19 protein-coding genes are annotated in these 21,927 nt (G+C 51.0%); 9 read left to right on the plus strand and 10 right to left on the minus strand.

All coding sequences use genetic code 11. The features are described 5' to 3' along the window. Nucleotides 1-73: 73 nt before the first annotated feature. The 4 genes from CCE91_RS09525 to CCE91_RS09540 are packed head-to-tail and all read right to left on the minus strand — an operon-like array spanning nt 74 to nt 5,303. The gene (locus tag CCE91_RS09525; RefSeq protein WP_086435051.1) at nt 74-1,378 is read right to left on the minus strand and encodes an anti-phage deoxyguanosine triphosphatase; all 1,305 of its coding nucleotides are present in this window, start codon (nt 1,376-1,378) and stop codon (nt 74-76) included. A gap of 54 nt (nt 1,379-1,432) precedes the next feature. Beyond that, nucleotides 1,433-2,971 (minus strand): class I adenylate-forming enzyme family protein, encoded by a 1,539-nt coding sequence (locus CCE91_RS09530; protein WP_198678020.1) that lies wholly within the window; start codon nt 2,969-2,971, stop codon nt 1,433-1,435. Nucleotides 2,972-3,009: 38 nt separating this feature from the next. Then, entirely contained in the window at nt 3,010-4,665 is a 1,656-nt protein-coding gene (locus CCE91_RS09535) for an isovaleryl-CoA dehydrogenase (RefSeq protein WP_086435052.1), read from the minus strand. Beyond that, nucleotides 4,662-5,303: a TetR/AcrR family transcriptional regulator gene (locus CCE91_RS09540; protein ID WP_086435053.1), complete on the minus strand. Its 642-nt coding sequence runs from the start codon at nt 5,301-5,303 to the stop codon at nt 4,662-4,664. The genes CCE91_RS09535 and CCE91_RS09540 overlap by 4 nt, the downstream gene beginning before the upstream one ends. Before the next feature lie 142 nt (nt 5,304-5,445). Between CCE91_RS09540 and CCE91_RS09545 the strand changes: the two genes are divergently transcribed. Further along, nucleotides 5,446-5,961, plus strand: a complete 516-nt coding sequence (locus CCE91_RS09545) for a DUF1543 domain-containing protein (protein WP_086435054.1) — start codon at nt 5,446-5,448, stop codon at nt 5,959-5,961. A gap of 34 nt (nt 5,962-5,995) precedes the next feature. Here the strand turns inward: CCE91_RS09545 and CCE91_RS09550 are convergent, their stop codons facing one another. Then, nucleotides 5,996-6,643, minus strand: coding sequence for a class I SAM-dependent methyltransferase (locus CCE91_RS09550; protein ID WP_086435055.1), 648 nt, complete (start codon nt 6,641-6,643; stop codon nt 5,996-5,998). A 102-nt stretch (nt 6,644-6,745) separates the two neighbouring features. Further along, nucleotides 6,746-8,056 (minus strand): DASH family cryptochrome, encoded by a 1,311-nt coding sequence (locus CCE91_RS09555; RefSeq protein WP_086435056.1) that lies wholly within the window; start codon nt 8,054-8,056, stop codon nt 6,746-6,748. A gap of 95 nt (nt 8,057-8,151) precedes the next feature. On the opposite strand from CCE91_RS09555, the gene CCE91_RS09560 reads away from it, so the two are divergent. Next, a complete protein-coding gene (locus tag CCE91_RS09560) occupies nt 8,152-8,619 on the plus strand; it encodes a DUF3429 domain-containing protein (protein WP_157984163.1) in 468 nt (155 codons plus the stop codon). A gap of 56 nt (nt 8,620-8,675) precedes the next feature. Here CCE91_RS09560 and CCE91_RS09565 read toward each other — a convergent pair whose 3' ends face one another. Beyond that, nucleotides 8,676-9,782 (minus strand): NADH:flavin oxidoreductase, encoded by a 1,107-nt coding sequence (locus tag CCE91_RS09565; protein WP_086435058.1) that lies wholly within the window; start codon nt 9,780-9,782, stop codon nt 8,676-8,678. Between the two features lie 194 nt (nt 9,783-9,976). Between CCE91_RS09565 and CCE91_RS09570 the strand changes: the two genes are divergently transcribed. Further along, entirely contained in the window at nt 9,977-10,945 is a 969-nt protein-coding gene (locus tag CCE91_RS09570) for an ATP-grasp domain-containing protein (RefSeq protein ID WP_086435059.1), read from the plus strand. A gap of 86 nt (nt 10,946-11,031) precedes the next feature. Here CCE91_RS09570 and CCE91_RS09575 read toward each other — a convergent pair whose 3' ends face one another. Both CCE91_RS09575 and CCE91_RS09580 read right to left on the minus strand, forming a co-directional pair. After that, nucleotides 11,032-12,768 carry a M48 family metallopeptidase gene (locus CCE91_RS09575; protein ID WP_086435060.1) on the minus strand — a complete coding sequence of 579 codons (1,737 nt, stop codon included), beginning with the start codon at nt 12,766-12,768 and terminating at the stop codon, nt 11,032-11,034. 6 nt (nt 12,769-12,774) lie between these two features. Beyond that, entirely contained in the window at nt 12,775-13,365 is a 591-nt protein-coding gene (locus tag CCE91_RS09580; protein WP_086435061.1) for a LemA family protein, read from the minus strand. Between the two features lie 186 nt (nt 13,366-13,551). On the opposite strand from CCE91_RS09580, the gene gmk reads away from it, so the two are divergent. From gmk to CCE91_RS09600, 4 genes are all read left to right on the plus strand, one after another. After that, entirely contained in the window at nt 13,552-14,196 is a 645-nt protein-coding gene (gene gmk, locus CCE91_RS09585) for a guanylate kinase (RefSeq protein ID WP_086435062.1), read from the plus strand. A 54-nt stretch (nt 14,197-14,250) separates the two neighbouring features. Continuing rightward, on the plus strand, nt 14,251-14,523 hold the full coding sequence (gene rpoZ, locus CCE91_RS09590) for a DNA-directed RNA polymerase subunit omega (protein WP_086435063.1): 273 nt from the start codon (nt 14,251-14,253) through the stop codon (nt 14,521-14,523). Nucleotides 14,524-14,675: 152 nt separating this feature from the next. Continuing rightward, on the plus strand, nt 14,676-16,784 hold the full coding sequence (gene spoT / locus CCE91_RS09595; RefSeq protein ID WP_086435064.1) for a bifunctional GTP diphosphokinase/guanosine-3',5'-bis pyrophosphate 3'-pyrophosphohydrolase: 2,109 nt from the start codon (nt 14,676-14,678) through the stop codon (nt 16,782-16,784). A 1-nt stretch (nt 16,785) separates the two neighbouring features. After that, complete coding sequence (locus CCE91_RS09600; RefSeq protein WP_086435065.1) at nt 16,786-17,178, plus strand: RidA family protein; 393 nt, start codon at nt 16,786-16,788, stop codon at nt 17,176-17,178. On the opposite strand, the gene CCE91_RS09605 is transcribed toward CCE91_RS09600, so the two are convergent. After that, nucleotides 17,175-18,542, minus strand: coding sequence for a Na+/H+ antiporter NhaC family protein (locus CCE91_RS09605; protein WP_198678019.1), 1,368 nt, complete (start codon nt 18,540-18,542; stop codon nt 17,175-17,177). The two genes, CCE91_RS09600 and CCE91_RS09605, sit on opposite strands and share 4 nt — an antisense overlap. Before the next feature lie 120 nt (nt 18,543-18,662). Here CCE91_RS09605 and CCE91_RS09610 point away from each other — a divergent pair, with 120 nt between their 5' ends. Then, nucleotides 18,663-20,207: a bifunctional GNAT family N-acetyltransferase/carbon-nitrogen hydrolase family protein gene (locus tag CCE91_RS09610; protein ID WP_086435067.1), complete on the plus strand. Its 1,545-nt coding sequence runs from the start codon at nt 18,663-18,665 to the stop codon at nt 20,205-20,207. Nucleotides 20,208-20,254: 47 nt separating this feature from the next. Then, the gene (locus tag CCE91_RS09615; protein WP_086435068.1) at nt 20,255-21,907 is read left to right on the plus strand and encodes a fatty acid--CoA ligase; all 1,653 of its coding nucleotides are present in this window, start codon (nt 20,255-20,257) and stop codon (nt 21,905-21,907) included. Nucleotides 21,908-21,927: the final 20 nt, after the last annotated feature.

A 21,927-nucleotide genomic window follows, 5' to 3' on the forward strand; every position in this document is an offset into this window, starting at 1 on the left:
AGACTAGTGTAGTGCATGTTTTTTACTTAGCTTTACATTTGCCAAATTGATGTTCGGCTAATAGCGGCTATGACTAGCGAATCACGTACAGGTTTTGATACATGCGATGGGCATAATCGTCGGTCATGCCGGCAATATAATCACATAGAATACGGTCGGCCGCGGCCTGCCCCTGAGTGTTGAAAGCGGCCTCCCAGCGTGAGCGGGTATTATGGGGCAACAACCGCATTGGCTCGGTATGGAAGGCATCAAATAAATCCAGCAACATGTTCTGGCTGCGGTAGCGCAGTTGCTGAATGGCCGGCTGATTGATCACGTGCTCGAATACCACCGCTTTTAGGGCGTTCAGCAGCTGGCGCTCGGCATCGGGCAGAGTGGCGTTGTAACGCACTAATGGTTCGGTTGCGCCCGGCAAGGTTTCGCTCACGCTAATGGTAGTTACAAAAATATTAACCAGAGCACCAATGGCATTTTTGCGGCGGTGATGTTCTTGCGCAAATAACTCTTCACTAAGTTCGGCCATTAAGTCGGCCAGTGGTTTGGGCAGGCTCTGGCACAGGCTGTCCATGTGCTCATGCCAGTGGCGCTCGTTCAGGGTTCCGGTAACTACCGCGTCTTCTAAATCATGCACACCATAGGCAATGTCGTCTGCCAGCTCCATTAGCGAGGCATCAAAGGATTTATGTTGTGAGCGCTGCCAGGGCGACTGTGCTAGTTGCTCGGTTTGCTGGAACTGGCTGCGATCCGTTTCTGATAACGGGGCCAGTACCCAGTCGAGCAAATCCGCATCTGCGGCAAAAACAGCTTTGGCTGGCTTCCACTTACTCAAACTACCGGGTTTATCGGGGTTTTCCGGCAGCGACAACGGCGGCATTAATACCGGATACTTCAGCAGCCCCAACAAGGTGCGGCGGGTTAAATCCATGCCGTGATCCGGGTGGTATGCCTCTAAGCGACCAACAATGCGGAAGGTTTGGCCGTTGCCCTCAAAACCGCCCGACTCCAGCATTTTGTAATTTAGCGCCGCTTCGCCACCATGCCCGAACGGCGGGTGGCCAATGTCGTGCGCCAGGCACAAAGCTTCAATCAGGTTTAAATCGGGCAGCAGATAATGCAGCTCAGCCGGAGCGGTGTGGGTTAGTTGATTAATCAGCGAGGCGCCAATTTGTGCTGCTTCCAGCGAATGCGTCAGGCGCGTGCGGTAAAAGTCGTTTTCGCCCACATTCATGATTTGGGTTTTCGACTGCAACCGCCGAAATGCGGCTGAGTGCAAAATACGGGCGCGGTCACGTTGCCAGGGCGTGCGAACATCGCCCGGGCGTTGAATATCATTACCGCTACGTCTGTGTTGCCATTGCGCCTGAAGTTGCTGTGTCACCTGCTTTCCCGCGTTTGTTGTCAGTAGGTGGTTATAGTACGTGACCCAGCTAAGTTATGACAACTCATGCTTCAGTACTTTGCCGTTCGCATTGCGGGGTAATTCTTTAATGACTTCAAATTGGCGCGGCAGTTTGTAGTCGGCTAACTGCTCGGCCAGAAAGTCTCGTAGTTGTTTCGCTAGCTCGTTACCAGACCCGGCTTGGGGGTCTTTTAACACTACAAAAGCTTTAACGGATTCGCCCCATTGGTCGTTAGGTACACCAATCACTGCGGTGTCAGCCACCTTAGGATGTTCAAGCAAAACCGTTTCGACTTCACGCGGGTAAATATTTACGCCACCGCTGATAATAATGTCTTTCTTGCGATCTACTATCCAGTAGAAGCCGTCGGCATCACGCACGGCAATGTCGCCGGTTTTAAGCCAGCCGTCGGCCGTGCGAATGTCGTTGGTCGCGCCTGGGTTTTGCCAATACTCCAGCATGCAGCCGTCGCCACCAATCTCGATTTCGCCGGGGGTGTCCACACCCGGGTCTTCCCCGTCCTCGTTTACCAGTCGTATTTCGGTGTGCAGCGCAGCGCGCTTACCCACGGAACCGGCTTTGTCGTCATGCTCTTCTGGCATTAATAAGGTGCCGGTTGGGCCAGCTTCGGTCAGGCCGTAAACGCAATACAGAGCGTTGGTGTTGAACGCTTTACGCACCGCTTGCACCTGTGCGCTGGACAGCGGCGCACCACCATATACCCAGTGTGTCATTTTACTTAAATCACGCTTGGCAATGTCTGGTTGCTGGGCGGCCAGCAGGTAAGCCACGGGCGCTCCGAAAAAGTGCGTGGTGCCTTCCTGTTCGGCTAAATCTAACAGCAAATCCGGCGTAAATGTTGGCGCTACCACGTGGCTGGCGCCTACCAAAGTGCCGGCCAGCAAGAATAGATTTAAAGGTGCGGAGTGAGTAAATGGCATTAGTTCCAGCAAACGGCTGGCTGGCTTCATTTCCATTTCCACTGCCATCATAGTGGCAACCGCCAACAGCCGCTGGTGATTAAATAACACGCCTTTAGGGCGTCCGGTGGTGCCTGAGGTGTATAGCAATGTACAAGGGGCGAGTTGATCATCAATGTGATTTGGCGGCGCAATAGAATAGGGATCCAGCAACTCATTGTAGTTGTCCAGCCACAGTGCCTGGTAGTCGTCACAGGCGGCTTCGCCACCACTTGGCTCACCAATTAATTTGATTACCGCTGCTTCGGTTAACTTCCCGGTTAGCACTACTTTGGCGCCGCTATTGTCCAGAATATAACTAAGCTCGGGGGCGGTTAATTTCACATTAATAGGCACGGCAATGCCACCTAGTTTCTGAATCGCGAAATAGGCCAGCACAAAGGCGTAACCGTTCGGTAAAAATAAACCTACCCGGTCGCCCTTTTGTAGCGAGTAACGCTGCTTCAGGAAATCTGCTAACTGATTACTTTGCTCATGCAGTTGTTGCCAGCTGTGTTGCTGGCGCCCAAAGCGCGGGTCGTAGTCAATTACCGCCGCACTGTCGGTAAATTTGCGGGCATTGCGGGCAATAAGTTGGTCTAGCGTCAGCATCAATTACTCCTTGGGAATTGGTTCGTTACCCTTAAGTGTTAAGACAACTGCGGGGTTGCACGTTCAATAATTTTTTGTAGTTGGGCGTCAGCTGGCAAGGTGCCAAACATCAAGCCACCGCCGCTTAAACGCGAGCCACAGAATGCGTCGGCAACCGCTGTTGGAGCGTTTTGCACTAACAAGGCGCCCTGCAAGGCCAGCGCCATTTGCTCTACCAAAGTGCGGCCGCGTCGTTCGAAATCACTGGTGTCCTGCAACTGAGTGCGTAGCTTGGCCACGTAACTGTCCAGCCGTGAATCACCGCCTTTGGCGCGGTCGAGTTCGGTCAGCAAAGCGTTAATGGTATCGGGTGATTTCTGGCTGGCGCGCAGTACGTCTAAACATTGCACGTTGCCGCTACCTTCCCAAATGGCGTTCACCGGCGCTTCGCGATACAGCCTTGGCATAATGCAGTTTTCCATCACGCCATTACCGCCAATGCACTCCATGGCTTCATAGGCATGCGCCGGGGTTCGTTTACAAATCCAGTATTTACCAACGGCGGTGGCAATACGTGCCAGTTGTTTGTCGTGTTCGTTGTCCTGATTGTCCATGGCGCGCGCCATGCGCATGGTCAGGTGCATGGCCGCTTCGCTTTCCAGCGCTAAATCGGCCAGTACGTTTTGCATCAGTGGTTGCTGATTCAACACATTGCCGAAGGCTTCGCGGTGCGCACAGTGATGCAGTGCCTGCACGCTGGCCTGGCGCATACCCGCCGACGAGCCAATCATGCAGTCATAGCGGGTCATGGCGACCATTTCAATAATGGTGCGCACACCGCGGCCTTCTTCGCCAATCATCCAGGCTAGCGCGCCGCGCAGCTCGGCTTCACTGGAGGCGTTCGCCACGTTACCCATTTTGTTTTTCAGGCGCTGAATTTGCAGCGGATTTTTGCTGCCATCAGGCCGCCAGCGAGGCATTAAGAAGCAGGACAAGCCTTGGTCGGTATGGGCCAGAATTAGAAAGGCATCGCACATAGGCGCCGACACGAACCACTTATGGCCAACCAATTCATAGGCCTGGCCTGAGCCGCTTTTACCAACCGGGTAAGCATGGGTGCTGTTCGCGCGCACATCGGAGCCACCTTGTTTTTCAGTCATGGCCATACCTATGGTTAGCCCACTTTTTTGCTGGTCCTGAACATTCCGGGGATCGTATTCTCGGCTGGTGATTTTGGGTACCCATTGCTTGGCAATATCTGGCTGATGCTGCAGTGCCGGTACTGACGCGAAGGTCATGGTAATTGGGCAGCCGTGCGCCGCTTCAACCTGGGTATGCATATAATATTTAGCGGCACGGGCCACATGCGCACCGGGTTTAGGATCTGTCCAGGGGCTGCTATGCAGGCCTTGTTCAATGGCAATTTGCATAAGCTGGTGATAGGCCGGGTGAAATTCCACTGCGTCAGTACGATGCCCAAACCGATCGTGAGTATTAAATTCCGGCTTGTTGGCGTTGGCCAGAAAACCAAGCTCGATAGTTTCGGCTTTACCGGTTAATTCGCCCATGGCAGTAATGTCGGCTTCGGCCCAACTGGCCCCCTCGCGTTTTACCGCTTCCTGCAGAGCTTTGTCTTGTAGATACAGATTGTAATTTTCCAGTGGCGGTGGCTGGTTGGTTACCTGATGGGTGTTCGCCCCGTACTTGTCAGTCATGCTGTGCTCCTTACGCTGGCGGCAGCGGTGGCACCGAGCCCCTGCAGGCAGAAATTAAGTATGTGGTTAATAACAGCGGCCTGATTCAGCGAGTTGTCATTCGCAGGTTTTGGTGCCAGCGGTCCAATTAAACTTTCGGCAATAGCCCCTACCAGCGCAGTGCTGCTGCAACTGGCGTTTTGCGGAGGTAAATCACCGGCAGCTATGCCTTGCTCAATAGTGCGTTCAAACAGCTGCGCATAGCGGGCGCGGTAAATCAGACGCTCTGAATCTACTTCCGGATCTACCGGCTCGGCAATCAGCGCCCAGGCCAGCGTTGGGTTTTTCAACGCGCGTTCGGCGAACAATTGCAGCGCATTGCGCAGTCGCTGTGGCGCACTTTGTGAGCCTTGCAATGCCAGTTCAACGTGGCTGACTTCGCGCTCGGTCGCCATTTGAAAAACGTTGGCAAATAGCTTCTCTTTGGATAAGAAATACTTGTAAAGCGTACCCACGGCCACGCCGGATTTGCGCGCAACCGCACTCATTTGCACCTGCCGGAAACCGGCCTCGCCAACCAATTCGGTGGCACTGGTGAGCAGTTTGGTGCGGGTGGCGGCCTTGCGGGCCTTCACTTTAACGGTTTCCCGATATGCCACATTGAACCTCTGAATGGTTTTTAATTCTGCTTATTTTAAAGAAGTGAACCACAGTTCACAGTTTGGATCAAGTAGCCAGTATTGCTCCCTGAGCTTAGGTATTTAGGTTAGAATGGCGATACCCGCATTGGAGAGTCAGATCATGAAATTATTCTTAGTTTATTTAGGTGGTACGGCACCCGGCGCCAACATTGAATTGCATGATATTCGTTTTGTTGTGGGTGAACGTATTGAAGACACTTACCAGCAGTTGAAACAACAGTGGTTTGGCTCGGTACGTGGTTTGCACCTGGACAGCTACCTGCATGTACATCACGTAGATGGCTACAAAATTGATCTGGTGCGCGAACCGCAGCCTGCCCATGGCGATAAGCTGTATTTCGTGAATTTTGGGGGTTATTTTCCGGGGCGCATTCCGGAATTCCACGACTTTACCTTGTGCGTGGCAAACTCGCCTGAGCAAGCTAAGCAAAAGGGTTACTCCCATGTGCTAAGAGAGGGGCTGGCTAATAGTGAACAGCCGCATAAAGACGATTTATTAGCTGTAGACGATTGTTTGGCGGTTGATTTACTGGACGGCTGGTACGTGAAGTTAACCGCCGATAGTCAGCGGCAGTTGCTGAAGCCCGACTGGTCTGGTTACGAGGTAATTGGGTGAGGGTTATTGAAGGTAAAAGGCTAAAGGCAAAGCATTAAGCGCGCTGAAAAATAACCGTGCGTTCATCCTGAAACAACACCTTCAACTGCCAGTTCTGAGCTATCCAGGCAAAGGTTCTATTGCCGTAAAACGTGATATGCGTGGAATCCTTTCGATAGCCCCAATTAGCAAAATCCGTGGCAGTTTCTGAGCTTCGGGTCATCACGGCCAGTATACCTTCGGGGCGCAATAGCCGTACCAGTTGATCAATCACCTGCTGCGGTTGTGCCACATGTTCCACAACTTCGGTGCAAGTGACAAAGTCATATGTACGGGCAAGTTTGTCCGGGTCATTGGCGTAATAGATATCGTAATTAGCGCAGCTGAAACCGGCTTCTTCAAGCATCAGCGACAAGGTTGGGCCTGGCCCGCAACCAAAATCTAACCCCTCGGCCGCTGGGGGTAAAAGTTCCACCAGAGGGTTAAAGGTTTGGCTCAAAAAGGCGCGGTAGCCAGCGTCTTCCGGGTTATTTTGGTGATGGTCGTAAATAGCCTTCTCGGCCGCCGCGTCCAAGTGAAATTCGGCCGGCACAAAGATTAAGTCACAATGACCACATTGCCAGTACTCCCTACCCTCATTCGGTGGTTTGGGTTGCAGATAAAACAGTTGCGGTTCTGCAGCTTGGCAAAGCGGGCAATGCATGGTTTGGTAGCTCCGAACTTAAGTTATAACTGCTGATTTGAGCCTAACTATACGGCTATTTCTGGCTGGTACAAGTTGGAGCGGCAACTCAATAAAAGTGTGTTAGTCAGACACGGGCCAGTCGGCGGCGTCGACATCGTCCAGTGGCATGGAATGCTGCTGCCCCTGCCAGCGCTCAATAAATGCGTGCTGCGGATCATATAGTTGCGTTTGTTTGGCTAAATCGAACCAGCGCTTGCCGCGCGGGTCGGCACCTACCCCAGCTAAGTACTGCCAGTTGCCCCAGTTAGAGGCTACGTCGTAATCCACGAGTTGTTGCTCGAAATAGGCAGCGCCGTAACGCCAGTCCAATTCAAGTTCGTTTACCAGGCAACTGGCCACTAACTGACGCCCGCGGTTCGACATAAAGCCGGTGGCGTTTAACTGTTTCATACAGGCATTCACAATGGGATACGGCGTATTACCGCTGCACCACTTCTGGAACCTGGTTGGATAAAAGCTAGTGGACGGCGAGCTTTGTTTAATGCCACCGAAAGCAAATAAGCTCTGACCATAGCGATAGCCATACCAATGAAAGTATTCCCGCCAAAGCAATTCAAAGTAAATCCAGTAGGTGGAGTCGTTAGCTCCGGCGCGTTGTTCGTAGGCTTTTAAATAGTCGTAAACCGTGCGCGGCGACACACAACCAGTGGCCAGCCAGGCCGAGAACTTGGTGGAGTTACGCCAGCCGTCCAGTTCGTTACGCACTTCTTTGTATTCGCTGGCGTGGGCTTCACTAAAGTAGCTCTGCAAATGTTCATGCGCGGCGCGTTCGCCACCGCTAAAACCGTTATCCAATCGCCCCGTAGTGGGCGTGGTGTCATTGGCTAAGCGCAAGTTTCCAGGTGGTGGCGGTAACTTTGCTGCGGCAGTTGCAGCCGGCACCGGTAAGCCTTCAACTTTGCGGCGAAACTTTGAGAATGAATCTGGCAACTCGCTAATGCTAAATGGCAGCTCAGCAGCGTCAAACAGGGTATTGCTGTGCGCTTGCTGCCAGTGCAAATAAGGGTAGCGTTGTTGTAGTAATTCCCACCGGTGGCGCTCGTAGTGACCGGGATGATAACTACTGAAAACCGCATCCATGCCAACTTCCGTAATGAGTTCAGCCATTACTTGCATGGGCTGGCCAACGCGTATCAAGAGTTGCTGCCCCTGGGTGGCTAAAGTGGCTTGTAAGTCGGTTATAGATTGCTGTAAGAACCGCCAGCGCGCCGCGCCTAAAGCTTTGGTGCTATAGCGCCCGGGCCGGAACTGACTGGGGTCAATAATAACCAAGCAAAGTAAGCGTTCGCTTTGGCTTGCCGCCTGCATTAAGGCGGGGTTATCTTGTACTCGCAAGTCGTTTTGAAACCAGAATAAACTCGATTTAAACATGCTCAGGGGTTCTCATTACGGCGTGAATTTGTTCAACTGACTGTAATTACTAATTACGCATGAATACAGGCTTCAGACCAACAGGTGTACAGTTAATGGACGAGAAAAAGAACAAAGTGACCAATCTACTGGGTTATTTGGGGCTACTACCATTTGCGGCGGCCACTGTATTGGAAGTCATAAATGCCGATTTTATGGGTAAAAGTGGCCTTACCTATTTTGTCACTTACAGCGCGGTTATTTTAAGTTTTATGGCGGGTACGCTGTGGGGCAAAGTGCTCAGTGCCAATGACGAAGGCGGCACTGCCGTGGCTTTTATTATGAGCAATATTTTTGCACTGGCCGCCTGGGTGTCGTTACTGATGGAGATGTCGCTGGTGACTCTGGTGATACTGGCCGCAGGCTTCATGTTGCTTTGGTTTACCGAGAAAAATCCGGCGGTGGGGCAATCCACTTACTGCCCTATAACTTATGGTCGGCTGCGCCGCCGGCTAACCTTTACCGTGGTTATTCTGCACCTGATTATGCTGTTACAGAATACCGTTATGAACGGCGGCGCATAAAAAAAGCACAGCACCTAATGTGGGGCTGTGCTTTTTTGTTACAGGCGGTGGCCTGTTTAAACCAGTTCTTTTAGTGACGACTTGCTGAAGGCTTCAATTTCTTCATTACGGCCGTCGCGAATTTTAGTCAACCAGTCGGGGTCTTGCAGCAGCGCGCGGCCAACCGCAACCAGATCAAATTCACCTTGCTCAACTCTAGCGACCAGTTCTTCAATGCCTGATTTTTCTACTGCAGGTTTGTCGGAGGCGAAGGTGCCGCTGATAAAGTCTTCGGTTAAACCCACGCTGCCAACGGTAATGGTTGGCACACCGGTAAGCTTTTGCGTCCAGCCGGCCAGATTGAGATCTGAGCCTTCAAACTCGGTTTCCCAGAAGCGACGGGTAGAGGCATGGAACACATCTACACCAGCATCTACTAGGGGTTGTAAGAACTCTTTCAGTTCTTCCGGGGTGTTTGCCAGGCGCGCTTCATATTCCTGCTGTTTCCACTGCGAGAAGCGGAATACAATAGCAAAGTCTTCGCCAACAGCTTCACGCACGGCCTTCACAATTTCTACGGCAAAACGGCCACGGTTTTCCATCGAACCGCCGTATTCGTCTTCGCGTTTATTGGTGCCTTCCCAGAAGAATTGGTCTACCAGATAACCGTGTGCACCATGAATTTCGACGCCATCAAAGCCAACTTCTTTGGCCTGCCGTGCCGAGTCGGCGAAGGCTGCTACGACATCGTCAATGTCTGCTTTGCTCATGGCTACGCCGTTAGGCTTACCCGGCGAGAATAAGCCAGACGGGCTGTAGGCGGGCGCATCATCGGCAGATTCAGACTTACGAACCCCACCTACGTGCCACAGTTGTGGAATAATTTGACCGCCTTCGGCATGCACGGCTTCAACAACTTTGCGCCAGCCGGCCATGGCTTCTTCACCAAAAATATGTGGCACATTCGGAAAGCCACTGGCACCCGGGTGATCAATTTCAGTACCTTCGGTAACAATCAAACCAACGCCGCCCGCGGCGCGACGACGGTAGTAGGCTACATTTTTTTCGTTCGGCACATTGCCCGGCGAAAAACTGCGTGTCATAGGGGCCATAACCACCCGTGATTTCAGTTTTAAACTTTTTAATTCGAATGGTTTAAATAACGCATCTGTTGCAAAGCTCATTAGAACTCCTGTTGGAAAATAGGTAATACCTTGTATTCGTAGTATCGGGTACTTTTGATCAGTTAGGCCAGCAACAAGTTGTTCTAGCTCATAACCAAAGAATCTAGGTGTTTGGTGATCGTTTTCGGGTGCCAGCTATTATCATTGCTATAGTTTCTCACATTCGACTCACGTTAGTTAAGGTTACGGTACAGATGCGCGATATTTTCATTATTCACGAAAACGAAGAATGGTTAGTGCCACTGCGGGCTGAGTTTAGTAAACGCGGTGTAACCGCCAAAGAATGGTTCGTGCATGAAGGTGCCATTAGCTACGACCAGAAACCTGCCGATGCGGTGTATTACAATCGCATGAGCGCGTCTTCACACACCCGCGGGCACCGTTTTGCACCTGAGCTAACGCGTATGGCCTTAACCTGGTTAGAACGCCATGAGCAAACTGTGGTGAACGGTACCGACGCGCTGTACCTGGAAGTATGTAAGCTGTCCCAGTATGCCGCGTTAGAGCAGGCGGGGTTAACCACGCCACGCACACGCCCGGTAGTTGGGCGAGACGACATTGTGCCGGCGGCACGTGAGTTTGATCAGTGGCCACTTATTCTGAAGCCAAACCGTGGCGGTAAAGGTTTGGGCGTTATTCGTTTTGATGACGAAGCTGGCCTGGCTGCATACGTAAACGGGCCGGATTACGAAGCGCCGCTGGATGGCATCTGGTTGCTACAGGCTTATATTGCGCCGGCGCAGCCGCACATTACCCGCGCCGAATTTGTGAATCAGAAATTTGTGTATGCCGTGCAGGTAAATACCGAAGGCGGCTTTGAGTTATGCCCGGCCGATGTGTGTGACATTGGCGATAGCTTTTGTCCTACTACCGATACTGAAGCAGAGAGTGAAACACAGAGCACGACTGAGACGCCGGCTAAATTCACCGTTACTTATAAGTATGACCAGCATGCCATTATTACCAACCTGGAAGGGTTCCTGCGACAAGCCAATATTCAGGTAGCTGGTATTGAGTTTATTGAAACTGCCGCTGGTGAATTGTTCGTGTATGACGTGAACACCAACACCAATTACAACCAAAAAGCTGAGCAAACCGCAGGCTTGGAACGCACTGGTATGGGGTCGCTGGCCGATTACTTAATTGAGCTGGCTAGCAAGTAATTCATAGAATAAAAAACGCCCGGTAAGCGTTGCGCTTGCCGGGCTTTTTGTTGTCAGGGCTGCCAGTTTAGATAACCGAAGCTGGCTTAGTCTTGCTGCAGCTCGTCTAGTATTTCGTCCGGTAACGGCTCGTCAATACAGGCGCTTAAAGTTAATAGCAGCTTGCGTTCGTCGGCCGTAATTTCCCGATCATACTGTACGCAGGCAATCCAGCACTTCAGTAACCGCTCGCTTGCTGTTGGCGACCAGCCACTCAAGGTGTTTAGCGCCAGTTCCAGTTGCGCCTTAGTTACCTCGGTAGCGCTATAGTCAGGCACGCCTTTGAAGTGGCGTTTAATGCCGTGCTGATAGGCCGCTGCTGCTTCTGCGGTATCGCTATGGCCGGCATCTGCTAAGGCCCGTAAGGTAACGGCAACCGCCTGGCCTTTACCCAAACGCTTAGCGAAAGCTGAGTCGGGCAGCAATTGGCGTGCTAGTAATTGATACAAACCCCAGTGAAACAGATCGGCGTTTTCAGTGCGGGCTTTTAAGTCTTCCAGCAAGGCGGCCTGTTCGGGTTTGCCCAACTTGCGCAGTGCAGGCAGCGCTAACTCAACCAAAGCTAACTGCTGGGCAGCGTCAAACTTAGTTGAGCCGTCGGTTAAGGTTTCCACAAACAGGTTCTGCAGGGCTTTCGCGGCTGGCTGGGGTTGATGCAATTGCTCCAGCAGCAACGCCGGAATAGCTAACGCGGCGAAGCGTTCACTGCGCATGGCAGCGTTTGCGGCAGCGCTGGAATCCGGGCTTTCAGGTTGGGCATGAAAACTTTGCGGTTCTGGGTAATTACCGTCCCAGCTTGGTTGCAAACGCTTAATGCGCTGTTCCAATGGTGGGTGCGTGGACATTAGCGAGAACCAGCGGCTAATTGCCTGCCCAAAGAACAAGTGAGCGGCTTCGTCGGCATTTTTATGTTCAATTTTACTACCTTGCTGGCGCGCACCAATTTGCTTTAAAGCGCCGGCCAGGCCATCGGGATTACGGGTAAACTGCACCGCTGCGGCATCGGCCAGGTACTCGCGTTGGCGACTCACGGCGGCTTTGATCAAATTCCCGAATAGCACACCAATGGCACCCACAATCAGTAAACCAATACCAATTAACGGGCCAATATTATTTTTGTTGTTACGCCCACGCGACATAGCACCTGAATAAATCAGCATGCGGCCCATGTGCGAGATAAACAAAATACCCGCCAGTGCGGCAATGAGGCGAATATTCAGGCGCATATCGCCGTTCAATATATGACTAAATTCGTGTGCAACTACGGCTTGTAATTGTTCGCGCGAAAAGCTGTCGATAGCGCCCCGCGTTAAACCAATAACCGCATCTTTGCTTTTATACCCGGCAGCAAAGGCGTTAATGGCGGACTCTTCGGGCAATATATATACCGCCGGCACCGGCATGTTGGCGGCTATAGCCATTTCTTCAACCACGTTTAGTACACGCCGTTCGGTCGGATCCTGACTGTCGGGCGACACCAACTGACCACCAAGCTGCTCGGCGACCACGTGTCCACCCGGACGCAATGCCAGCCACTTCACCAGCATTACGGTAGCGATAACGGCAAACACCACCAGCGCCGTCATCATGGCCGCTTGCGGGTCAATGGCAAACTCCTGCGCACCGCCACCACCGGGCTGGCCGCGGCTTTCCATAACGCCGAAACCAATACCAATAACTAAGGTGGTAACACCAATAATAAGTGCGAAGGCGATCAGAAATAACACCACCAGCAAGGTGGTGTTGCGTTTGGCTTCTTGTTGATGCGAGAAGAAATTAACCATAACGAATTAGAACTGCACTTTGGGTGCGGCTTGAATTTCAGCGCTGTCTTCAAATTCTAACAGGCTAGCATCGGTGCTATGGCCAAACATACCTGCTACCGCAATTGGCGGGAACGACTGGCGGTAAGTGTTGTAAGCCATAACTGCATCGTTAAACGCCTGGCGTGAAAACGCGACGCGGTTTTCGGTAGTCGTAAGTTCTTCAGACACTTGCATCATGTTCTGATTAGCTTTTAAGTCAGGGTAGGCTTCCATCACTACATTCAAACGACCCAGCGCGCTGCCAAGCTGGCCTTCAGCACCCGAAAGTTCTGCCATGGCGTTGGTGTCGCCCGGATTTTGTGCCGCTTTTGGCAAGGCCGAGGCAGCCTGATTACGCGCATCTATAACAGCTTCCAGCGTTTCGCGCTCATGCGATAAATAAGCTTTCGCGGTTTCGACTAAGTTAGGGATTAAGTCGTAGCGGCGTTTAAGTTGTACTTCAATTTGTGCGAATGCATTTTCGAACTGGTTTTTCAGTGCCACCAGTTTGTTGTAGATAGCTATGAGGTAAATAACCAGCACTGCCACAATGCCTAGTATAATCCAGCCTGTCATAACCCTTCTCCTGTTAGTAAGCAATTCGATGCTTGCGCTGTTAGGTGCGCAGGTACATTCAACATGCTATCATTTGTGGCCATTAGCAAGTGCCTATATCGTAATTATTTGTATGCATCCGTGTATTTGGGTAAATGTATGTAAATACGGCCTCAATCGGACTCAACAACTTCGAAGAACTATTATATGACCTCATCTGTAACTGCCGATGGCAATTTGTTTATTCTTGCAGCCCCCAGTGGGGCAGGTAAATCTAGCCTGATTCGTGAGCTGTTGAATAAACACCACGATGGGTCCATGCAAGTTTCAGTGTCCTGCACCACGCGCGCGCCCCGGCCGGGCGAAAAAGATGGTGTGCATTACCACTTCCTGACCAAAGCTCAGTTTGAAGCGCGCATTGAACAAAATGAGTTCTACGAGTGGGCGCAGGTATTCGACAATTACTACGGCACCTCGCGTACTGTGATTGAAGAAACGTTAAAGCAAGGTGTGGATGTGTTTCTGGATATTGATTGGCAGGGCGCCAATCAGGTTCGCGAAGCTTACCCGCAAGTGCAGTCTATTTTTATTATGCCGCCCAGCCTCACAGTGCTGGAGCAGCGCTTGCGAAATCGCGGTCAGGACAGTGAAGAAGTAATCGCCAAACGTATGGCCAAAGCGCGGGCCGAAATCTCGCATTACCATGATTTTGATTACTTAATTATGAACGATGATTTCGATGCGTCGCTGCAAACCCTGGAACATATTGTGCTGGCAAGGCGTCAGCGAATGCCTTTACAGCAGATGCGCCATGCACAAACCCTAAAAGATCTCTTGGCTAACGGGCAGTAAATCCGTATAATTCCTGACCTGTTTTAAAATGTAACGAATTTTTGGAGTGAAGCTATGGCTCGCGTAACTGTTGAAGATGCTGTTGATCAAATTGGTAATCGCTTTGATCTGATTTTGGTGGCATCACGCCGCGCCCGTCAATTGGCCATTCAAGGTAAAGATGCAATGGTACCTTGGAAAAATGAAAAGCCGACGGTTATTGCGTTACGCGAAATCGAAGAAGGCTTCATTGACGCTGCACGCTTAGACGCAGAAGAGCAGCAAGCTACTAAACGTCAGGATGCTGACGAGTTAGCAGCAGTTGATGCTATCCGCGGAATTAGCTAAGCACGCCTGCTACAAACAGTAGTTGTTCGCTATAGTGAGCACGTGAATTAGCAAGAATAAGAAGAATTAAATCAAGCCAGTGCGTTTCGCATTGGCTTTTTTGTTAGATCTCCGTATTCTTAAAACGAAGCCACGTTTTTTGGGAGTATTTGGTGTATTTATTTGAAGGTTTGCGCCAGCAGTTAGCCGACTATCTGCCACCTGAACAGGTGGAGCGGACAGCAGCTGCTTTTGTGGTAGCGGATGCCGCGCACAGCGAACAAAAACGTCGCAGCGGCGAGCCTTATATTACCCATCCGGTGGCCGTTGCTGGCCTTCTGGCCGACATGTGGCTGGACCATGAAACCATCATGGCGGCATTGCTGCATGACGTAATCGAAGACACCAACGTTACCCGCGATGATTTAGCTGAGCAGTTTGGCGCTACCGTAGCTGAGCTGGTGGAAGGCGTGTCTAAACTCGACAAGCTGCACTTTGAATCCAAAGAAGAACTGCAAACTGAAAACTATCGCAAAATGATTATGGCGATGGTGCAGGACATTCGCGTGATTCTTATTAAGCTGGCCGACCGCACCCACAACATGCGTACCATAGGTCATTTACGCCCCGACAAACGCCGCCGCATTGCCCGCGAAACTTTGGAAATCTACGCCCCACTGGCGCATCGCCTGGGTATTCACGATATTAAAAACGAACTGGAGCGGCTGGGCTTTAAAGCGCTGTATCCGTGGCGTTCGCATTTGTTGGAATCGCAGGTTAAAAAGGCGCGCGGTAATCGCCGCGAACTGGTTGAGCGGGTGCAGGGTGAAATTGAACGTCGACTGCACGAAGTTGGTATTAAAGCCACGGTTAGCGGACGCGAGAAACATCTGTACAGCATTTACAAAAAGATGCTGCACAAAGAGCTGAAATTCGAAGAAGTCATGGATATTTACGCCTTCCGCGTGGTGGTGGATGAAGTAGACACCTGCTATCGCGTGATGGGTGCGCTGCATAACCTGTACAAACCTATTGAAACGCGCTTCAAAGATTACATTGCGATTCCTAAGTCGAATGGCTATCAGTCGCTGCATACCTCATTGAAAGGGCCGCATGGCATTCCGGTGGAAATACAAATTCGCACCGAAGAAATGAATTTAATGGCCGACCGCGGAGTTGCCGCCCACTGGCTGTATAAATCGGATGAAGAAAGCGGTACCACCGCACAAGTGCGGGCCAGCAAGTGGATGCAAAGCTTGCTGGAATTGCAGCAAAGCACCGGTAATGCGTTTGAGTTTATTGAAAACGTGAAATCTGAGCTGTTTCCCGAAGAAATGTACGTATTCACCCCCGACGGCCGCATTATTGAATTGCCGCAGGGTGCAACACCAGTGGATTTTGCCTATGCAGTGCATACCGATATTGGTAACACCTGTATTGGCGCCCGGGTAAATCACCGGGTGTATTCGCTCAGTAAGCAACTGGAAACCGGGCAAACAGTTGAGATTAAAACCGCACCAGGTTCGCGTCCGAATATTGCCTGGCTGAATTTTGTGGTGACCGGCAAGGCGCGGGCGAAAATTCGTCAGTACCTGAAAAGCCAGGAAGCTCGCGAAGCGGCGGCATTGGGTGAGCGCTTACTTCGCGCTGCGCTCGGTAATGCCAGTTACGACGAGATTCCACTGAGCGATTTTGAGCGGGTTCTCAAAGAAACCAAAATGGAATCGCTGGAGCAGTTATTAAGCGAAATTGGTTTGGGTAATATGATGTCAGTGGCTATTGCGAAACGACTGATGGGTGAAATTACCAACACCAAAGACGAAAGTAATGTGACTAACCGCAAGCTTGCCATTAAAGGTGCTGAAGGCCTGCTGGTTGGCTTTGCCAAGTGCTGCCGACCGATTCCGGGTGACGATATTGTGGCGCACGTGAGTCCGGGTAAAGGCTTAGTTGTGCACCGCCGCGAATGTAAAAATGTACGGGGGCATGAAGACGAACCTGGTAAGTATTTCCCGGTTACCTGGGACGAAAACACGACCTCGGAGTTCGTGACCGAGGTACGGGTTGAAGTTGTAAATCATCAGGGTGCATTGGCCAAATTAACGGCGAATATTGCGTCAACGGGCTGTAATATTCACGGCTTGAAGACCGAAGAAATTGACGCCAATGTTTATTATATTGATGTGGGTTTAACGGTTCGCGGGCGTAAGCATTTAGCTGACGTTATTCGCCATATTCGCAAGATGTCATATGTTCAACGCGTGACGCGTTTAAGGAAATAGTATGTCAAAAGTAATTATTAGTACGGATAAAGCTCCGGCCGCTATCGGTACCTATTCACAAGCGGTGAAAATTGGCACCACAGTGTATTTGTCCGGCCAAATCCCACTGGTGCCAAGCACTATGGAATTTGTGAGTGAGGATTTCCGGCAGCAGGCTGAGCAAGTATTTAAGAACCTGACCGCGGTATGCGAAGCTGCCGGTGGCAGCTTGCAGGACATGGTAAAAGTACAGATTTACTTAACCGACTTGGGTCAGTTCGCGATTGTGAACGAAGTGATGGCCAGCTTCTTTGAAACTCCATACCCCGCCCGTGCGGCCATTGGCGTAAGAGCATTACCCAAAGGCGCGCAAATTGAAATAGACGGCGTAATGGAGTTACCGAGCACCAACTAAGCGGTCTCGGTTGCAGCATCCACGGTGTTCTGGCGCGACTCTAGGGGTTTGCGCCAGATAATCATCGCCACCGCCACCGCGGCCAGAATGAAGCAGTAACCCGTATGAATGCTCACATCTAACGGCGACAACCCAAAGCTAGCCCCCATTAACAGTGCCTGCGCACCGTAGGGCAGCACCCCTTGCACCACACAAGCAAATATATCCAGCAGGCTGGCACTTTGGCGTGGCGCCAAATCACCTTCTTCTGCCAGCTTTTTACTTACTTCACCGCTTAGCAATATGGTTACTGTATTGTTCGCCACACACACGTTGGTTAGTGCGGTTAGGCCACTAATACCGAACGCGGCAGATTGCTGCTTATGTTTGCTGATGCGGCGGGTAACGCTGGCCACCGTTTTGGCCAGAAATGCCAGACCGCCTTGCTGACGAATAAGCGCCGACAGACCACCAATGAGCAGTGACAGCAAGAAGATCTCTTGCATGCTCTCGAAGCCTTTATAAATGTCGTTGCTAAAGGCTACCCATTGGTAGCCCACCGCCACCATGCCAAAGGCGGCCGCCAGCACAATACCTAAGCTGAGCACCACGAATACATTCATGCCCAGTACCGCCAGCAGAATAATGGCGAAGTAAGGTACGCTCAGCCAGGCGTTTGCTTCAGGTATTTCTGGAATAGTGGCACCAGTGTCGTAACTGATTAACCAAACCAGGGTTAAAATTGCGGCCGGAACAGCTATTTTTAGGTTGGCTTTGAATTTGTCGCGCATGGCACAGCCCTGTGTTCGGGTTGCGGCTATGGTGGTGTCAGAAATAATCGACAAGTTGTCGCCAAACATAGCGCCACTTACTAACACGCCGGCCAGTAAAGCTAAGTCGATATTGGCGGCCTGACCTAACCCCAGCGCCACCGGTGCCAGTGCGGCCAGAGTTCCCATGGAGGTACCCATGGCGGTAGACACTACCGCAGCAATTAAAAACAGGCCGGGTAGCAAAAACGAGGCAGGAATAATATTCAGCCCAAGTGCTACCATGGCGTCAACGCCACCGGTGGCAGCGGCAACGGTTGAGAACGCGCCGGCCAGCAGGTAAATAAGGCACATGGTAACTATGTTGCGTTCACCAACGCCCGATACAAAGGTATCAATGCGCGCTTCGAAAGGTTGTTTGCTTAACAGCACACCCAAAGCGATGGCCGGTAAAATGGCTACCGGGCTTGGCAACTGATAGAAAGCATAATCAACACCGGTTACTTGAAAATATATACCGGTACCTAAGAACAGCAACAAAAAAAGCGCCAAAGGCAATAACGCACGGGCGCTGGCAGGTTCAGTCATAACTTCTCGCTTTGGTTGGTTATTCATTTTTAGACGTCCAGAAGTTTATACGGCTTAAGTAAAATGTGCAATCGTCAATATATACGCGTTGTGCTTTCGTTAAGGTACACTATTCGCTAAGAAACCCAAGAATACACAGGAATTTATATGAGTCCGGAAGAGTTACACCTACAACTACGTAATTTACGCCCTGAAGATTACCCGCAATTGCGCGATTTAATGGACGTGGTGTATCCAGATATTGGTGGCGCCTGGGGCGAACACACTATTTTAAAGCTGACCAAAGAGTTTCCAGAGGGTCAGTTATGCCTGGAAGATAACGGCAAAATTGTTGGCGTGGCGCTAACCGTGAAGGTTACCTATGCGCGGTTTAGTAACCCGCATACCTACGACGACTTAATGGATAAGCGCGAAAATATTCTAAATGAGAAAAAAGGTGACGCTCTATATGGCCTGGACGTACTGATTCATCCGGACTATCGCGGCTACCGGTTGGGTCGACGCTTATACGATGCCCGTAAAGAGCTATGCCGGCAGTCTAACCTGCGCGCCATTTTAGCCGGTGGCCGCATTGTGAATTATCACAAAGTGAGCGAAGAGCTAACGCCAGGTCAGTACATTGATAAAGTACAGAAGCGGGAAATTTATGACCCTATTCTGACGTTCCAGTTAGCCAACGACTTTAACGTGAAGCGGCTATTGGGTAAGTATTTACCGGAAGACAAGCGTTCCAAAGGTTTTGCGACTTTGCTGGAGTGGAACAACTTCTTGTTTGAGCCTTCCAACAACGTGCTGACCACCCGTATTCGTAGCGTGCGCGTAGGTGCTATTCAGTGGCAGATGCGTGAAGTTGATTCAGTGGAAGAAATGCTGCGTCAGGTGGAATACTTTGTCGACGCACTATCGAGTTATCAAAGTGACTTTGCAGTGTTCCCGGAGTTCTTTAATGCGCCGCTTATGGGCTTAACGGATCAAAGTCAGCAAATGGACGCGATTCGTTTTCTGGCGGGTTACACCGAGCGCTTTAAGAAAGAAATGTCACAAATGGCGGTGAGCTATAACGTGAACATTATTACCGGCTCGATGCCGTTGCAGGAAGAAAACACTATTTATAACGTGTCTTACCTGTGCCGCCGTGACGGTACTGTGGAAGAGCAACGTAAGCTGCATGTAACCCCGCATGAAAAGCGCGACTGGGTTATTGAAGGCGGCGACAAAGTGCGGGTATTCGACACCGATGCCGGCCGTGTTGGTATTTTGATTTGTTACGACGTGGAGTTTCCGGAGCTTGGCCGCTTAATGGCTGCTGAAGGTTTGGAAATTTTATTTGTGCCATTTTGGACTGACACCCGTAATGCTTATTTAAGAGTGCGCCATTGTGCGCAGGCACGTGCGGTTGAAAACGAGTGCTATGTGGTTATTTGCGGTAGCGTTGGTAACTTGCCACAGGTGGAAAGTCTGGATGTGCAATATGCGCAGTCAGCGGTATTTTCACCGTCGGACTTTGCCTTTCCGTATGACGCTATTATGTCGGAAACCACGCCGAATACCGAGCAGCTTATCTTCTCGGATTTGAACCTGGACGAACTGCGTTACCTGCATCACGAGGGTTCGGTGACCAACTTAAAAGACCGTCGTACCGACCTGTATGAGGTAGCGCGAAAATTTGCCTTAACCGATTCCAACAGCTAGTTTGAAGTCAGCTAAAAATAATAACGACCAAACAATGAGGAAGCATTATGGCCAGCGTTAAGCTGATTGAATCTACCGAAGAAGCCTACCAGTATCCGCTGCTGATTAAGCAGCTGTTACTGTCCAGTGAACGTTATGGCGGCGACCGTGAAATTGTCGGCGGCAATAACGGTAAGCGCTATAGCTACACCGAGTTTAACCAGCGCGTGCGCCAGTTAGCTAATGTGCTGACGGCGGCCGGTGTTAAACAGGGCGACACAGTAGCGGTACTTGATTGGGACACCCCAAGGTATTTGGAGTGCTTCTTTGCCATCCCGATGTTGGGTGCGGTGTTACACACCGTGAATGTGCGCCTGGCGCCTGAGCAAATTGTTTACACCATGAACCACGCCAAAGATGACTTGGTGCTGGTACACGACGACTTTTTGCCGTTAATGGCACAGGTGAAAGACCAACTGGAAACCGTGCACGGCTTTATTCAGTTGAGCGATGAAGAGAAACCACAGGAAGCACCGCTGGAAGTGATTGGTGAGTACGAACAGCTCATGATTAATGCTGACGTACATCACGAGTTCCCGGACTTTGACGAAAATGCCGTTGCCACTACTTTTTACACCACAGGTACCACCGGCAATCCAAAAGGTGTGTTCTTTACGCATCGGCAGTTAGTGCTGCATACCTTGGCCTTGTCAGCCACTACCAGCATGAATACCCAGATGCAGTTGTTGCAGTCAGAAAGCGTGTATATGCCGATAACGCCGATGTTCCATGTGCATGCCTGGGGTGTGCCTTATGTGGCTACTATGCTGGGTTTGAAGCAGGTATATCCGGGTCGTTACGATCCACCGCAGCTGTTAAAGCTGTTTGTGACCGAAAAAGTGACCTTCTCGCATTGTGTACCGACCATTTTGCAAATGGTGCTAAGCAGCGAAAAAGCCAAAGATATCGACTTCAGCGGCTGGCAAGTATTGCTGGGCGGCAGTGCAGCTACCGAAGGTTTGGTGAAAGCGGCGAAAGAGCGCGGCATTGATGCTTACACCGGTTACGGCCTGTCCGAAACCTGCCCATTGCTATGTACCACCTGGTTGCAGGACGACTTTGCGAATCAAAGTGGCGATGAGCAGGTGAAAACCCGCACTCGCACTGGTGTTCCGGTGCCGCTGGTAGACATGGGTATTTTAGACAGCAAAGGTCAATTTTTACCGCATGACGGCGAGGCTATGGGTGAAGTGGTGGTACGTACGCCATGGTTAACTCAGGGTTATCTGCATGAACCGGATAAGAGCAAAGAGCTGTGGCAGAACGGCTGGTTGCATACCGGTGACGTAGGCACCATTGACGGCAATCATGTGCTGCAAATTCGTGACCGTATTAAAGATGTGATTAAAACCGGTGGCGAATGGGTTTCTTCGCTGGATCTGGAGAACTTAATTAGTCAGCATCCGGCGGTTGATTTAAGCGCTGTGGTTGGCTTACCAGATGCAGAATGGGACGAGCGTCCACATGTCATGGTGACCCTGAAAAATGGCGGCGACCTGAGCTTAGATGACATTCGTGATCACCTGCAGCCGTTCATTGATAAAGGTATGATTGCCAAATGGGCAGTACCGGATTCAGTGACAGTAGTTGATGAAATACCGCGTACCAGCGTGGGCAAAATCGACAAGAAAGTGATTCGCGAGCAGTTGAAGAAAGACTAGTTTCTTCTGAAGCACCATTA

This window comes from Pseudidiomarina planktonica (genome assembly GCF_900177775.1).
Taxonomy (GTDB): Bacteria; Pseudomonadota; Gammaproteobacteria; order Enterobacterales; family Alteromonadaceae; genus Pseudidiomarina; species Pseudidiomarina planktonica.

Excerpts from the sequence above, each read along its gene's own strand:
- CCE91_RS09550 (WP_086435055.1), bottom strand. The coding sequence starts at position 6,643 with ATGCATTGCCCGCTTTGCCAAGCTGCAGAACCGCAACTGTTTTATCTG.
- CCE91_RS09570 (WP_086435059.1), top strand. The coding sequence starts at position 9,977 with ATGCGCGATATTTTCATTATTCACGAAAACGAAGAATGGTTAGTGCCA.
- rpoZ (WP_086435063.1), top strand. The coding sequence starts at position 14,251 with ATGGCTCGCGTAACTGTTGAAGATGCTGTTGATCAAATTGGTAATCGC.
- gmk (WP_086435062.1), top strand. The coding sequence starts at position 13,552 with ATGACCTCATCTGTAACTGCCGATGGCAATTTGTTTATTCTTGCAGCC.
- CCE91_RS09565 (WP_086435058.1), bottom strand. The coding sequence starts at position 9,782 with ATGAGCTTTGCAACAGATGCGTTATTTAAACCATTCGAATTAAAAAGT.
- CCE91_RS09615 (WP_086435068.1), top strand. The coding sequence starts at position 20,255 with ATGGCCAGCGTTAAGCTGATTGAATCTACCGAAGAAGCCTACCAGTAT.
- CCE91_RS09600 (WP_086435065.1), top strand. The coding sequence starts at position 16,786 with ATGTCAAAAGTAATTATTAGTACGGATAAAGCTCCGGCCGCTATCGGT.
- CCE91_RS09535 (WP_086435052.1), bottom strand. The coding sequence starts at position 4,665 with ATGACTGACAAGTACGGGGCGAACACCCATCAGGTAACCAACCAGCCA.
- CCE91_RS09545 (WP_086435054.1), top strand. The coding sequence starts at position 5,446 with ATGAAATTATTCTTAGTTTATTTAGGTGGTACGGCACCCGGCGCCAAC.
- CCE91_RS09580 (WP_086435061.1), bottom strand. The coding sequence starts at position 13,365 with ATGACAGGCTGGATTATACTAGGCATTGTGGCAGTGCTGGTTATTTAC.
- CCE91_RS09575 (WP_086435060.1), bottom strand. The coding sequence starts at position 12,768 with ATGGTTAATTTCTTCTCGCATCAACAAGAAGCCAAACGCAACACCACC.
- CCE91_RS09560 (WP_157984163.1), top strand. The coding sequence starts at position 8,152 with ATGGACGAGAAAAAGAACAAAGTGACCAATCTACTGGGTTATTTGGGG.
- CCE91_RS09530 (WP_198678020.1), bottom strand. The coding sequence starts at position 2,971 with ATGCTGACGCTAGACCAACTTATTGCCCGCAATGCCCGCAAATTTACC.
- CCE91_RS09555 (WP_086435056.1), bottom strand. The coding sequence starts at position 8,056 with ATGTTTAAATCGAGTTTATTCTGGTTTCAAAACGACTTGCGAGTACAA.
- CCE91_RS09605 (WP_198678019.1), bottom strand. The coding sequence starts at position 18,542 with ATGAATAACCAACCAAAGCGAGAAGTTATGACTGAACCTGCCAGCGCC.
- CCE91_RS09610 (WP_086435067.1), top strand. The coding sequence starts at position 18,663 with ATGAGTCCGGAAGAGTTACACCTACAACTACGTAATTTACGCCCTGAA.